The 14,353-nt window shown below is 37.0% G+C and carries 13 protein-coding genes; 3 read left to right on the plus strand and 10 right to left on the minus strand.

What is annotated here, in order from left to right:
* The 10 genes from KG732_RS12585 to KG732_RS12630 all read right to left on the minus strand — a co-directional run.
* The coding region (locus KG732_RS12585) for a hypothetical protein (protein WP_213524307.1) at positions 1–935 on the minus strand (935 nt) is incomplete at its 3' end.
* Entirely contained in the window at positions 932–1,984 is a 1,053-nt protein-coding gene (locus KG732_RS12590) for a glycosyltransferase (RefSeq protein WP_213524309.1), read from the minus strand. The genes KG732_RS12585 and KG732_RS12590, both read right to left, overlap by 4 nt.
* Positions 1,956–2,954 (minus strand): polysaccharide pyruvyl transferase family protein, encoded by a 999-nt coding sequence (locus KG732_RS12595; protein ID WP_213524311.1) that lies wholly within the window; start codon positions 2,952–2,954, stop codon positions 1,956–1,958. The genes KG732_RS12590 and KG732_RS12595 overlap by 29 nt, the downstream gene beginning before the upstream one ends.
* A complete protein-coding gene (locus KG732_RS12600) occupies positions 2,951–3,679 on the minus strand; it encodes a hypothetical protein (RefSeq protein ID WP_213524313.1) in 729 nt (242 codons plus the stop codon). Before KG732_RS12600 ends, KG732_RS12595 begins: the two co-directional genes overlap by 4 nt.
* 22 nt (positions 3,680–3,701) lie before the next feature.
* On the minus strand, positions 3,702–4,904 hold the full coding sequence (gene wecC, locus KG732_RS12605; RefSeq protein ID WP_213524315.1) for a UDP-N-acetyl-D-mannosamine dehydrogenase: 1,203 nt from the start codon (positions 4,902–4,904) through the stop codon (positions 3,702–3,704).
* Positions 4,901–6,022, minus strand: a complete 1,122-nt coding sequence (gene wecB, locus KG732_RS12610; protein WP_213524317.1) for a non-hydrolyzing UDP-N-acetylglucosamine 2-epimerase — start codon at positions 6,020–6,022, stop codon at positions 4,901–4,903. Before wecB ends, wecC begins: the two co-directional genes overlap by 4 nt.
* Positions 6,019–6,558: a dTDP-4-dehydrorhamnose 3,5-epimerase gene (gene rfbC, locus KG732_RS12615; RefSeq protein WP_213524319.1), complete on the minus strand. Its 540-nt coding sequence runs from the start codon at positions 6,556–6,558 to the stop codon at positions 6,019–6,021. Before rfbC ends, wecB begins: the two co-directional genes overlap by 4 nt.
* Positions 6,549–7,430: a glucose-1-phosphate thymidylyltransferase RfbA gene (gene rfbA / locus KG732_RS12620; RefSeq protein WP_213524321.1), complete on the minus strand. Its 882-nt coding sequence runs from the start codon at positions 7,428–7,430 to the stop codon at positions 6,549–6,551. Before rfbA ends, rfbC begins: the two co-directional genes overlap by 10 nt.
* Positions 7,431–8,474 (minus strand): dTDP-glucose 4,6-dehydratase, encoded by a 1,044-nt coding sequence (gene rfbB, locus KG732_RS12625; protein ID WP_213524323.1) that lies wholly within the window; start codon positions 8,472–8,474, stop codon positions 7,431–7,433.
* 300 nt (positions 8,475–8,774) lie between these two features.
* Complete coding sequence (locus tag KG732_RS12630; protein ID WP_213524325.1) at positions 8,775–9,932, minus strand: MraY family glycosyltransferase; 1,158 nt, start codon at positions 9,930–9,932, stop codon at positions 8,775–8,777.
* Positions 9,933–10,286: 354 nt separating this feature from the next.
* Between KG732_RS12630 and KG732_RS12635 the strand changes: the two genes are divergently transcribed.
* The 3 genes from KG732_RS12635 to KG732_RS12645 form a co-directional block, all read left to right on the plus strand.
* Positions 10,287–12,944: an SLBB domain-containing protein gene (locus KG732_RS12635; protein WP_213524327.1), complete on the plus strand. Its 2,658-nt coding sequence runs from the start codon at positions 10,287–10,289 to the stop codon at positions 12,942–12,944.
* Position 12,945: 1 nt separating this feature from the next.
* Positions 12,946–14,025 carry a Wzz/FepE/Etk N-terminal domain-containing protein gene (locus KG732_RS12640; protein WP_213524329.1) on the plus strand — a complete coding sequence of 360 codons (1,080 nt, stop codon included), beginning with the start codon at positions 12,946–12,948 and terminating at the stop codon, positions 14,023–14,025.
* A gap of 16 nt (positions 14,026–14,041) precedes the next feature.
* Positions 14,042–14,353 (plus strand): GDP-mannose 4,6-dehydratase (locus KG732_RS12645; protein WP_213524330.1); only part of this gene is annotated, 312 nt, incomplete at its 3' end.

A 14,353-nucleotide genomic window follows, 5' to 3' on the forward strand; every position in this document is an offset into this window, starting at 1 on the left:
TTTCCAAACAGCAAATAATATTGATTTGATTTTAGAAGAATAAGTGTTTTAGTTTCTAGGTCAACTTGGAGCGCAAAAAGTATGGCAAGTGCAATAAGCAAAGCGCCAATTATAGAAAATAATCTTAGGACTCTAATTGATTTTAAATGCGATTGATTTTGAATTATTGAGTTTGTTCCTATAAGAAAAACTATAATCTTCGATCTGAACGAATTAAAAGGCACAAGCAATAAAGTTCTAAGTTGGATTAGCAACCGATAAAAAATAACAGATTCGGTTAAACCTAGAAAGTTGAAGTATTGTATAGGGAGCCATATTACTCCTTGATTAAATTGATTAACAACAAGTTGAAGTGAAATTCCTTTGGTTACCTTTTTAAAAGTTGTTGTGGATCGATTAACACGATTTTCTACTTTTAGAAAAAGTATAATCAATAATGTAAAAACAGATAAACCGAAGGCTGTTATATAAATCGTAAATAAGTCATCATTTGAAAAGCTTAGATAATAAAAAGATGAAAATAAAAATAAATAGGGTAATATTTTTTGGAAAATTAAACCTAATATGTGCTTTTCTCCCCTAACAAATTTAAAGGAAATTGTTTCTGGGATTATATATATTGTAGAAGCTAATAGGAATATCCTTGGGAAGGAAAAGACGATAACAATAATAAAAAGTGCAATTAACAATTTTGTCAAATTACTGATGTAAGGAATTTCAAACTCATATTTTAATAAAATTGATTTAATTATCGAAGTCGTAGGAGCTGCAATCATTGCTCCAAATGAAAAATCCGAAAAGAATCTAGCACTTATCTGTGGACTTTGATGTTCTATTAAATAAATATTAAAAAAAAATGAAATAAAAAGTGATATCGAGCTTAAAATCGGAAGAGTAATTAATATATTATTTCCATTTAAAAATTTACTTCTCATTGTATTTCTTTAAGAAATGAATCCGGGGAGAACGTTTTCAAGTTATGATTACATTCCAGGATATCTTTATTTGCTATTATGTTGGAGACTAAGTTATTCCAGTCCTTATTATCCCTAATTAGAATAGATCCTTTTCCTAGTTCTTGGCTTGTTATATTGCAATGCGTTGTGATAATTACTTTAGATTTATAATTCATAGCTTCAATTACAGATTGTGGGACTCCCTCATATCTTGAAAAATGCACAAAATAATCAGAATTTAGAATAACTGAATTTTTGACCTTGGGAGAGGTAATTGAATCATGTAGCTTTATTCGATCTTGTAGAGATTTAGTAATTATGACTTTACTTAATTGCTCTTTACCCTTTCTGTAATTTGAGCCATATAAATAGAAAACAATCTTATGTTTTTTTAGGGAAGAAAGATTTTTTTGAACAAACTTCAATAAAAGGTCTAGTCCTTTGTGGTGTATATCATATCTACCAATGAAGATGCATTTAATTTCATCTCTAGGCTGCAATGTTCTATCAATATTTTTAATTTCAGAAAACAAAATAGGATTTGGATGTGAAATTGCCTTTGATTTGTAAAGCCACTTTAAAGCACTATTTTCAAATTCTAGCTCAGAAAGAAAGTGAATCTTTTTGGAATATTTCAACACGAAATATATGATTGGAAAATATAAAATCTTTTTGTGAATACTTTTCAAAAGTGATTTTTTGGTAATGTTTCCTCTTGGCGAGAAGATTAATTGCCCTCCCTTACATTTATATTTGAGAGCTAATTTAAAAATAGAAATATCGTATAATCCAGTGAAAATTAGAATTGTATTCCTAGTTATTTTGACTTTGTTGGCAGGCTGAACATTGATTGAGTTAAAACAAAATTCTTTTTTAGTCTTAGTGCTTATCAGTTGAATTTTACCATTAAACTTATCTGACAACTCTTTGGCTAATAGTGTATTTGAAAATAATGGCCCTGAGATTTTATTTTCTGAAATTGGAGCTAGTATTACTATTTCATGGAATTTTGATTTGGATTGTTTCATTACCATGATTATATGTTTTATTCAAAGCGTTTGATATGATTTCTTTTGTGATGAGTGAATCTTCTATACAGAATTCTTCGTTATTAATTGATCTATGATAGCGTATTGTTTTAATGTGCTCAGGAATTGATATAGTGGGTATATTAAACGTTGTTGAGACTATACCTACATGAAGCTTTGAGGTAATAACTAGATATGAACACGTAATTCTTTCTAGTAATTCTTCCAAATTAGTGTATTGAATTGAGCTAATTTTGAAACCAATTCGCTCCCATTCCTTGGTAATTGTGCCGATTTTTTTATTAGTTTTTTCTGAATCTGCTATTATTGTTATGTCAAACCCTTTTTTGTTCAATTCGGTAAGATATTCTATTCCTGTTTGTGTAAACTTTTTAAGATAGATGTTGTGAATTAAAATCTCTTTTCGTTGCGTTTTTTTGATTTTTGAATTTAAAAATTCAGGATATAAATGTTTATAACTAGCTAAGTCTCTTATAACTTCAATATTTGTAGGTTTTTTCAAATATTGGTCAAGATATCGCTTGGATTCTTCGTCTCTTACTCTTATAGGCGAAATATTATTTCTTAGTAATATTTTTATTATTCTTTTTGAGAGAAATGAATTAGGTCCAATACCAGTGCCGATTATCATTGATTTTGGATTCTTTAAAATTTTTAAAACTAGAAGTTTCCAAAATGATATTATAAATCTTACATCCCATTTTGAAAATTTTACTTTTGGTGACCCAAAATAACCTCCTCCTCCAAAAAGTAACAGATCTATTTTTTTCGGAAACTTTTTATTAATATTCCTTAATTGTGGGTGCTTATCAAATAAAATAGTAGTTTTTCCAGGAATACTGTTAATATAAATTGAATTTCTTTCGTCAATCTTATCGATTAATATCAGTGCTAGAAGTTCATCTCCGAAATTTAGTGCCTTAAGTGAACTATGTATGTAAACATTCATTTTTTGAAAATTTTACCTAATTTATATATCAATATTTGAAAGTGGCTTGAGTTAGAAAGGACTATATCTTCTAAGGATCTTAGTCTGTCTTTTTTATGTGTGTTTGATAGGTTCGTGCCATTTTCTATTTTAAGGGTATGGCTTTTTTGAATTTGGTAAAATGACAGTTTTTTCTCAAAGAGTTTTCGAAAAAGAAGCCATTCTTCGCCCCCAGAAGTAATTAAAGGAAATCCATGTAATGCTTTTAATTTCTTTGTATTGAATACTACTGTACATATTCTAGGAGGATAGTAAAAATAGATCAATAAAAGGTTGAGGATCCTTGATTTAAAAATTATTGTTCTTTTTTTGATTTTTATATTATTCTTTTCTAGTGTGAGAGGTGTGAAAATTAAGTCATATTCTCCTTCAATTCTCTGCAATTCTTCTATGCCCGATTCAATAAGCAGGTCGTCTTGGTCCAGATTGATTACATATTTTTCTTCAACATGATCTAATAATAAGTTTCGTGAGTGAGATGCTCCTTTTTTATGATAAATGGTTTTGTCGATGAACCGTATATTATTATGGAGCTTAAATTTGTCCTTTAAAAAATTAAAATATTCTAAATCCTTAATTTCTGAAGTAAGGTAGAAATTTACATTTTTCACTTTTAGATTTTGCTCAATCACCTGTTTATGTTTCTGAGCTTCATACAGTGGTATGATAATTCCAATTTTTGTCAATTTTTTATTTCTTTATTACGGATTAAATATTTACGAAGTTTAACCATTTAATATTTTCTTTTCGAATATTGATATTTTTAAATTCCTTGTGGCCTACTAATATTACGCCGACATCGATTTTCTCAAGACTTTCTCCTAGAGTTGAAATTTTAATTTTATTATGGAAGCTTATATTAGGTTCAACGAACATTAATTTATCCTCTGTATATGTGTTTAATAATTTAAGTGCAATAGACAGTGCAGGAGATTCTCTTAAATCATCAATATTCGGTTTGAAAGCTAAACCATAAATTCCAATGATTGGATTCCTGTTAAACTGTTTTTTAAATTGCTTAATTTCATCAAGAATTTTATCTAAACACCATTCCGGTTTATAATTATTGATTTTTCTTGCTTGTGATATAATTCTTGACTCATTTTTATATTCTGATATAATAAAATAAGGATCAACTGCAATACAATGGCCTCCAACTCCACAGCCTGGTTGTAAAATACTCACTCTAGGATGCATATTGGCTAGGTTTATTAATTCCCAAACATTTATATCTGCCTTATCACAAATTATACTTAATTCATTTGCAAATGCTATTTGTACATCCCTGGATGCATTTTCTGTTAACTTACACATTTCTGCTGTTTTAGAATCGGTAATGTGTATTTTTCCTTTTACAAATTTTTTATAAAATTCTGCTGCTTTACTCGAAGATTCCTTATTAATGCCGCCAACAATACGGTCATTATGGATTAATTCCTCCAAGACATTCCCGGGCAAGACTCTTTCTGGGCAATACGCTATATAGATATTATTTACAAGATCTGGCCTTGAATTATATATTAAATCTTTCATTTTCTCCGTTGTGCCGACGGGAGAAGTAGATTCAATTATATAGAGATCATTTTTTTTGAGTATTGGAATTATCTCTTTGGTTGCGGACTCAATAAATGATATATCTGGTTCATGATTACTTTTAAAAGGTGTTGGCACAACGATTAGATAAACATCTCCTTTTTGTGGAAATTTACTTGCCTTTAAAAAACCACTTTCTACTGCTTTTTTAACTACATTCTCTAATTCAGGTTCTACGATGTGTATTTTACCTTTATTTATAGTGTCAACAACATCCTCATTTATATCTACACCCAATACTTGGATTTTATTCTTCGCAATTAAGGCTGATGTTGGAAGGCCAATATACCCTAGCCCAATAATAACTACTAAATTCATGTTTTGCTTTTTATGAAATCTACAATTTTTCTGCAAGCTGTACCATCCCCATAGGGGTTATGGAGTGCGCTCATTGTGTTATAGTAATTTTTGTCATTTAGTAATTTTAGTGTTTCCTTAACAATAATTGCATCGTCTGTTCCTGTAAGTATAACAGTTCCGGCCTCCACCGCTTCTGGTCTTTCAGTAGTATCTCGCATTACTAATACAGGTTTACCTAAACTTGGTGCCTCTTCTTGTATACCTCCACTATCTGTTAATATTACTTTTGACCTATTCATTAACCATATAAAATCTGGATATGCTAAAGGTTCTAGTAGATGAACATTAGATAAGTGTGATAATAATCTTTGAACTGGTTCTTGAACTTTAGGATTTAAATGTACTGGGAAAATTATTTGAACTTCCGGTTTATTATTAGCTATGTCTTTTAGTGCTTTACATATTCGCTCAAAGCCATCACCATGATTTTCTCTTCTGTGGCCTGTAACTAGTATAATTTCTTGATTTGGTTGAATTAGTTCTTTGATATGATTAATTCCCGGACTAGATATATTTTCAACTTTAGAAACACTTTCGAAAAGAGCGTCAATTACCGTATTCCCTGTGACTAGGATATTTTTAGCTGATATATTTTCCTTTTCAAGATTCTCTTTTGCCTTTTCAGTTGGTGCAAAATGAATATCACATATTCTACTGGTTATTTGTCTGTTTATTTCTTCTGGAAATGGAGAGTATTTATCAAAAGTTCTAAGCCCTGCCTCTACATGGCATATCTTTGCACCACTGTAGAAACTCGCAATCGAGGCTGCCATTGTTGTAGTTGTGTCTCCATGGACAAAAACGTAATCAGGTTTAAAGTCTTCTAAAATATCCTTAAGTGATTCAATTATTGAGGCTGTAAGGCTATAAAGATTTTGTCCTGGTTTCATTATATTCAGATCATAATTAGGCTGAATTTCAAAGAAATTTAGAACTTGATCTAACATTTCGCGATGTTGCGCAGTTACACATACTCTTGTATGAAAATGTTGAGGATGGTTTTGAAATTCTTTTACTAATGGTGCCATTTTTATTGCTTCTGGCCTGGTCCCAAAAATTAGAAGTATTTTTTTCATTTTTTGTCACTTTTTCTTTTAAGACCTAAATCCTTTGAGGATACTATAATCTCTTCTATTGGAAGTTTCCAGTTGATTTTTAAAGTTTCATCATTGAATTTTATTCCAGAATCATAATCTGGTTCATACGGATTGTCAACTTTATAACAAAGTACTGCGCTATTGCTTAAAACGACAAAACCATGCGCGAAACCTTTTGGAATAAAAAATTGTTTTTTGTTTTCTCCTGACAATATAACCGACTCCCACTTACCATAGGTAAGACTATTTTCTCTAAGGTCCACAGCCACATCTAATACTTCTCCAACAATTACCCTTACTAGTTTGGTCTGTTCAAAAGGTGGCTTTTGAAAATGAAGACCTCTTAATACGCCGTAAGAGGATCTAGATTCATTGTCTTGTATGAAGTGTATATCTGGAAAATTATTCTTTATGAATGACTCCTTGTAGGATTCCATAAAATACCCGCGTTCATCTTCAAAAACTCTAGGCTGGACAACTACAAGACCTTCTATAGAGGTTTTAATTATTTCCATTGTTTAGCTCTTCTGATTAGGTACTGGCCATATTCTGTTTTTGAAAGTTCTTCTCCAAGATTCATTGCTTGTTCTCTAGTGATAAAACCTTGTTCTAAACTATTTTCCTCTATACATCCAATCTTAAGACCTTGACGTTTTTCTAGCGCCTTCACAAATTCGCTAGCCTCGGAAAGAGAATCGTGTGTTCCTGTGTCAAGCCATGCGTAGCCGCGTCCCATGACATTCACCATTAATTCAGAGCGATTAAGGTATTCCTCATTCACAGAGGTAATTTCAAGTTCACCACGTGCGGATGGTTTGATATTCCCTGCTATTTGAATAACTGAATTAGGATAGAAGTAGAGACCTACAACCGCGTAATTAGATTTAGGATTCGATGGTTTTTCTTCGATAGATAAAACTTTTCCGGTGCTATCAAATTCGGCGACCCCATATCGTTCTGGATCATTTACATAGTACCCAAATACAGTAGCTTTTTGAATCTCCTCCACATTCTTTCGTGCTTGCTTTACCAAATCCTCAAAACCATGACCGTAAAAAATATTATCGCCAAGCACTAAACACACTGCGTCATTTCCAATAAAATCTTTCCCGATAATGAAGGCCTGCGCTAGACCGTCAGGAGAGGGTTGTTCGGCGTAGGAAAAATTCAAACCAAGTGTAGAACCATCCCCAAGTAAACGCTCAAATCCTGGAAGATCCTGTGGTGTTGATATGATCAGAATATCTCTAATACCCGCCTGAATAAGTGCAGATATCGGATAATAAATCATCGGCTTATCGTAGATTGGAAGAAGCTGCTTTGATACCCCTTTGGTGATGGGATATAGCCTTGTGCCAGAACCCCCTGCTAAAACAATTCCTTTCATTTATTGATATTGTTTTTGGTAATAATCTTGGTAAGCCCCAGAAGTTACATTCTCAAGCCACTGTGTATTTTCTAAAAACCAATCGATGGTTTTTGAAAGGCCCTCTTCAAAGGTTACAGAAGGGTACCATCCTAATTCTTTATTAAGCTTAGTAGCATCTATCGCATATCTTTTATCGTGACCTGGACGATCTTTTACAAAAGTGATTAGTTTTTCACTTTCCCCTTTTTCTCTTCCTAATTTATCATTCATTTGAGCACACAGAAGTCTTACCAGATCAATATTCTTCCACTCATTAAACCCTCCAATGTTGTAGGTTTCGTGATTTTGCCCTTTATGAAAGATTAAATCAATTGCTCTTGCGTGATCTTGAACATAAAGCCAGTCTCTAGTAAAGTTCCCATCCCCGTATACAGGAAGTGGCTTACCGTACATAATGTTATTAATAAATAGCGGAATGAGCTTTTCCGGAAAGTGATACTCTCCATAGTTGTTTGAACAGTTAGATAAGACATATGGTAATCCAAAAGTTTCTCCGTACGCTCTTACGAAATGATCCGATGAGGCTTTTGAGGCGGAGTAAGGCGACCGTGGGTCGTAAGCAGTTTTCTCGGTAAAAAGTCCTTCCTCTCCAAGAGTTCCATATACCTCGTCGGTACTAACGTGATAAAATCGCTTTCCTTCATAATTGTTGTTCCAAACCGATTTAAAAGCGTTTAATAGGTTAACCGTTCCGAGAACATTGGTCTCCACAAAAGCCAAGGGATTCGAAATCGAACGATCAACATGAGACTCAGCCGCCAAGTGAATAACGCCATCGAACTGATGTACCTTAAATAACGAGCTGATTTCTTCTTGGTTTCTTATGTCTGCCTTTAGAAATGTATAATTAGGTTCTTTTTCAATATCGTGAAGATTTTCTAGATTCCCGGCATAGGTTAATGCGTCGAGATTAAAAACCTTATAATTCGGATAGTTGTTTACAAATGATCTTACGACATGCGAGCCAATAAATCCTGCCCCTCCAGTGATACAAATTTTCATATGTACTAATTTAAAAGCTACAAAGCACCCCAAGGGCGCATCATATCTTTAGCTACTATGGTAAAGCCGTAGCCTTCTATTTCTTCTTGTATTTTCTTGTATCTCTCCTTACTCATTGATTTGAAAAAACTTGATTAATCAAAGTCCTTCTATCCCTCTCAACTTTAATTATTTATTAATTAATTAAATCCCATGTCAAGGCGCTGGAATTAAAAAAGATTATTAATAATTTCACCTACTGCTGGTAGGGCGCATAGCGCCTTTTTATTTTTATTAGCGCTGTTTTAAAGCTCCTTAAACTTACGCATTTATAGCGGGATGAGCCCCATCTTTAGCTCCCACCTTAGCCCGTAACCCCACAAAAAGAGCTATAACACTACCGTAAAGCGCCAGCACATAAAAATGCAGGGCCACCTGGCCCGCACCTTCCACCACTATATAGCCCAAAATAGCCACCAGCTGTAGGGTAATTAGACGAAATGTAGCCTCTTTATGGCTATAGCCCACATCCAGCAGCACATGATGCATATGTGAGCGGTCGGCATACCAAGGCTTTTGGCCATTAGAAAGACGAATTACAATAATACGCGCCGTGTCCAGCACCGGTATGATGAGCACCGATAAAATAAAAAGCGGCGCATTTTTAGGATAAAACCCTACAAATCCTTCCAAAGGCTGCAGCTCCAAAATACGCAGGGCAAAAGCAGCCAGTAAGAATCCCACTACAAGAGCTCCGGTGTCGCCCAAAAACATTTTTTTACCAGGTAGGGCGAAATTAAAGGTCAAAAAACTGGCCAGAGCGCCAATCAGTGTTGCGCAAAAGATCGTGTACTCGTAGTGGTCGTTTAGGTAGAAATACACCCCAAATACCGAAAAACTCACAATGGCGGTCATGCCCGCGAGTCCGTCTATGCCGTCAATAAGGTTAAAGGCGTTTACTAGCGAGACGATAAACACCATACCGATAACGTAGGTCCAGATGGAGTCCATTAGACCAATACCCAAGAATTCGCTGAGGTGGTCCAAGGCAAAATCGGGGTTTACCACAAATAAAATGGCCGCTAGCAGCTGAGCCAAAAACTTAGAGCGCGCCGAGGCACCCACAAGGTCGTCCTTTAAGCCCGTTAAAAATAAGATAAAGCAAGAAGCTAGAGTAAAGCCGATAGTGCTACTAAACCCGACACCTATAGCCAGTAACATGCTGGTCATAACCACCACAAAAATAGGGATCCCACCTAAGGCCGGGGTAGGGTGCCGGTGCGAGCTGCGCAGGGATTGTTGGGCAAAAAGCCGTTTTTTAAGGGCAATAAGCAGGACTTTTTTAGAGAGGTAGTGGTTTATAAAAAAAGCCAATAGGGCTGAACCTAGCAAAAACAAGGGGTAGTTTTGCAGTATAACCTCGACGTAAACAGTTACGCTATCCAAGGTCAGGAACCTTAAATCTTTACTCCCATTCATGTTTAGAAGTATTTGGTTGGTGGTTGCTAAGCTTTTTATTTAACCGATACATTTTTTTCTAACCAAGTCAATGTACACCCGCATATCGGGAGAGGTCCGTATCGTACATTTCTAAGTCCTAAAAATAGGCAATTAAAAGGTTTTCAAGGTATGCGGGGGGGGGGTAAAATACATATTTACATGATATTGCCTATACTAAAAATACCTGTAATTACCTTGGTAAGTTATATTTTACAGTTCCCTATGTAAATACAAAATAATTAACATCTTTGCATGTATCAATTAATTTTTAAGTACAACAGGTGTCCTTAGGCTTATGGTAAAGGGTAACCTTTTTTTCAATCCTATCCCGCAATGAACAATCTCTTAAAGAAGGTTTTACTTTGTGCATGCGTTTTTTTAGCAGCACCACAAATCACCGCCCAATCGGCTCAAGAATTAGCCGGAGCCGCTAGGGCTCAAAATATAACCACCACCTCACAAGTGCAAAGCGAACTGGCTAAACGCGGAATCTCCGAGTCACAAGCCCGCCAAATGGCCCGCATTAGAGGGATCGATTACGACGTGTTTTTAGCCACCTATTTTACCGATTCAACGCCATCTACGCCGCCTGCTTCAGGGGGTACCGATACCCCAGTAGTTGCCGAAATGGTTACCACCGCCCTACCCCTAGGGGCTATGGCAACTGTGGAACAAACCCCAACACCAAGTCCTAACCCGGTGCCGTCTCGTTTTTTTGGGTATGAGATTTTTGACAACAACCCTTTTGCAGAAAAAGAGTACCTGGTGGGCAATATTGACCAGGGATACATCATTGCCCCCGGAGACGAGTTACGGATTATAGTTTTTGGTAGCTCTTCCTACGAAGCACAGGTTACAGTAGACCTTAATGGCAATATTACCCTACCCCAAATAGGGGTGCTTATGGTGTCTGGAAGCGACTTCGCCTCCCTGAAAGACCGGCTCGCTACCTATATCGGAAAATACATTGAAAGTTTACTGTCTACCCCGCAGAGCTCTTTTATCGATGTTTCGCTGACCCAAATAAGGCCCATAAAAATTACCGTTTTGGGCGAGTCCAATACTCCCGGACCTCATCTTATTTCTGGATTCGCCAGTGTTTTAAACGCCCTGTACAGTTCAGGAGGTATAAAGTCTTCTGGCTCCCTGCGTGAGATTCATGTGTATCGAGATAATAAATTATTGAAAACACTGGATCTTTACGACTATATAACCACAGGAAACCTAGACGATGATATTCGCCTAACCAATAACGATATCGTTTTTATTCCGCAACGCTTAAGCAGCGTGGAACTCCAAGGAAGGGTAAAAAAAGAGGGTGTTTACGAATTAAAACAAACAGAAGGTATCGAGCAGCTTATCCAATATTCAGGGGGATTGCCCGCCACCGCCTCCCTTGAAAACGTAAATATTACCCGAATTATACCTTTTGAGAATCGCTCCCAAAAGCAGATTTACGATCGCTTTCTGACCTCAATTAACCTCCAAGAGTACAGAAAGCAGAATAAACCCTTTTCGCTTATAGACGGCGATCAGGTGAGCTTCAATGCTATTTTGGACCGCGTAGTGAACCAAGTATCCATCCAAGGTAATGTCTACCAACCAGGCACCTATTCGGTCGAACAATTTGCGGATTTAAAATCGCTTATCGACCTAGCCGCTAAGCAAATTAAACCCAATACCTACCTGAATAAAGTAGATATCTTTAAAGAAAACGATCAGGGAGAACTCGTATTTAAGACCTATAACTTATCCGAAGTGTTGAAAGGCACGCAAACGGTTTTATTGGAGGATCAAGATCAAGTAAGGGTGTATAGCGAGCAAGAAGTTAAAGGAGAAGATAGGGTCTCTGTCACCGGGTTTGTTACGGAACCTATAGATGTTTTCTGGCGCGAGAATCTATCGCTTTATGATCTTATTTTTCAAGCTACCGACTTTGAAAAAGAGACCTACCTTGCTCAGTTATTGGATACGCGATTGGATGTTTTTAGATTCAATCCTTCTTCTGGACTTTACCAAATCAACACCTACCAATTACTGGACAGACAGCGTTTAAAAAGCATTTACGTGCAACCCCGAGACATCGTAAAACTGTATTCCCAAGGGGTAAATATAGAGCTCAATCCTCAAGTCGTCGTGGGTGGGTATACCCAAGGGTCCGCTTCGATTCAATTGAGAGAGAAAATGACGGTAGAAGACGCTATACTTCAGGTTGGGGGGTTTACCCAATACGCCGATAGAGAACTGGCGGTGGTGAACCGCGAAAAATTCGATGTTAATCTGGGTCAAGTTACCGAGCGTTTTGAAGTACCTATAGATTTGGATTATATCCTTGGATTAAAACAACAACCCAGTTCTCCGTTTTACCTTCAAAAAAATGACGTGGTAGCTGTTAGAAAGCAAGCCGGGGTAACCGACAAAGTCACCGTAGCGGTATCTGGCGAGGTGGTGTATCCGGGTAACCTTACCCTAGAATACGAACTCAATACCTTTGAGGACATTATTGAAAAAGCAGGAGGGCTGAAAAATACAGCCAATCTTGACGCCTCCTTTATTTCTCGAGCAGGGGAAATTATTTACCTGGATCTGAAACGCACCAAAAATCGCGATTTCATTCAAGACGGAGACCTCATCGTAATACGTGATAATAACGGCCTTGTTAGGGTAGAAGGTGCCATTAACAATGAATCTAGTTTAATTTATGAACCCGGGAAAAGGGCGAATTACTATATACGCAATTCAGGAGGGCTTATCCGCTCTGAGGTTGAAGACAAGTTTGTGGTCTTGCCTAATGGAAGATCCGAGCAAATAAAATTTTTAAATAACCCTAAGGTGTTGCCCGAATCAAGAATAGTTCTTACGCGAAAAGTCCCTAAAGCGGATAATAATAATAATAATACGGATACCAATAAATTTATGGATCAATTTATTCGCATATTCTCTTTAGTTACAGGCGCCCTTACCACCGTAATTCTGGCTCAAAGGCTTTAATATGGAAAACAAGCCACAGATTTTTGAAGACGATTCTATAGATCTTATTGCACTGCTTAAGACGGTATGGCTTAGTCGCAAATGGATACTCCAATGTACCCTTGGAGCCATACTTTTAGGGGTCATTATAGCACTGGTAAGCAAAGAACAGTTTACCGCGACTTCAGTGTTTGTACCGCAAAGTTCGGCTCCAAAAAGTAGCAGCCTTAGTGGATTGGCTTCACTGGCTGGAATCAGTATTGGTTCTCCAGCAGCTGGCGGGGAGATTTCTCCCTTGCTGTATCCCGAGATCATGAGCTCGATTCCCTTAAAGCGCAAGATTCTTTCCCTTGAAGTGCCCACTGAAAAGGGCCTGCGCTCCTATGGGGACTATCTAAAAGATTCAGAAAAAAATGTACTTGGTTTAGTAAAGAAATATACCATCGGACTTCCCGGTCTGGTGCTGTCTTTATTTAAAAGTACCCAGGCCATACCCTTAGAGGATAGGTACCAAGATTTACGTGTCTTTGAAGAGGAACAGGGATTATTCGACACTCTTGACTCTCAAATGGAACTTAGCGTCAATGAACAAGAGGGATTTATTTCACTTTCGTTTACCACGGACGACCCTACGCTTTCTGCGCTTTTGACCCAGCACGCTCAGTATCTCTTACAGCAGCAAGTAATTGAATTTAAGATAAAAAACGCGAAAGAATTCTTAGGGTATACCCAGCAACAGTTCGACGAAAAACAAACCGCCTATTACGCCCTACTCGAGACGGTTGCAAAAGCACGAGACGAAAATAAGAACATAAACTCCCAGTCGTACTTAAGCCAATTTGCTAAAAAGGAACAAGAGCTGGTTATTGCACAAAACGTGTATAATGAATTAGCCCTGCAATTAGAACAGGCAAAGCTTCAAGTTGCTAAAGACACCCCGATTTTCTCTACCCTAAAACCCGTTACCATTCCCACCGAGCGTTCTGCTCCTAAGCGCGGCTTAATGGTCGTGATTTGGGCTTTTCTAGGGGTGGTGCTCTCCACGGGTTTTGTACTGGTTAAAGAGCCTGTAAAGGAAATACTAGTGTCCATTAAGGCGTAAGCCATAAAATTACTGTATGCGATTACTTATTACGGGCGGGGCAGGCTTTATTGGGGCGCACGTGCTGCACCGCTTTTGCGCTGCCTACCCTGACTACGAGATCTTCTGCCTAGACAGCCTCTCGTACGCCGCCCAGTACGAAAATATTGCCTCACTTGAGTCGCGTGCCAACTACCGCTTTTTAAAGGCCGACATCAACGATGCCGAGCAGATTAATGCGCTTTTTGCCACTCACGGCTTTACCCACGTGCTGCATCTAGCGGCCGAGTCGCATGTAGACAATTCGATTAGTGACCCCTTGCGCTTTGCAAAGACCAATGTGCTGGGT

The organism is Nonlabens sp., from assembly GCF_018401815.1.
In the GTDB taxonomy this organism is placed as follows: Bacteria; Bacteroidota; Bacteroidia; order Flavobacteriales; family Flavobacteriaceae; genus Nonlabens.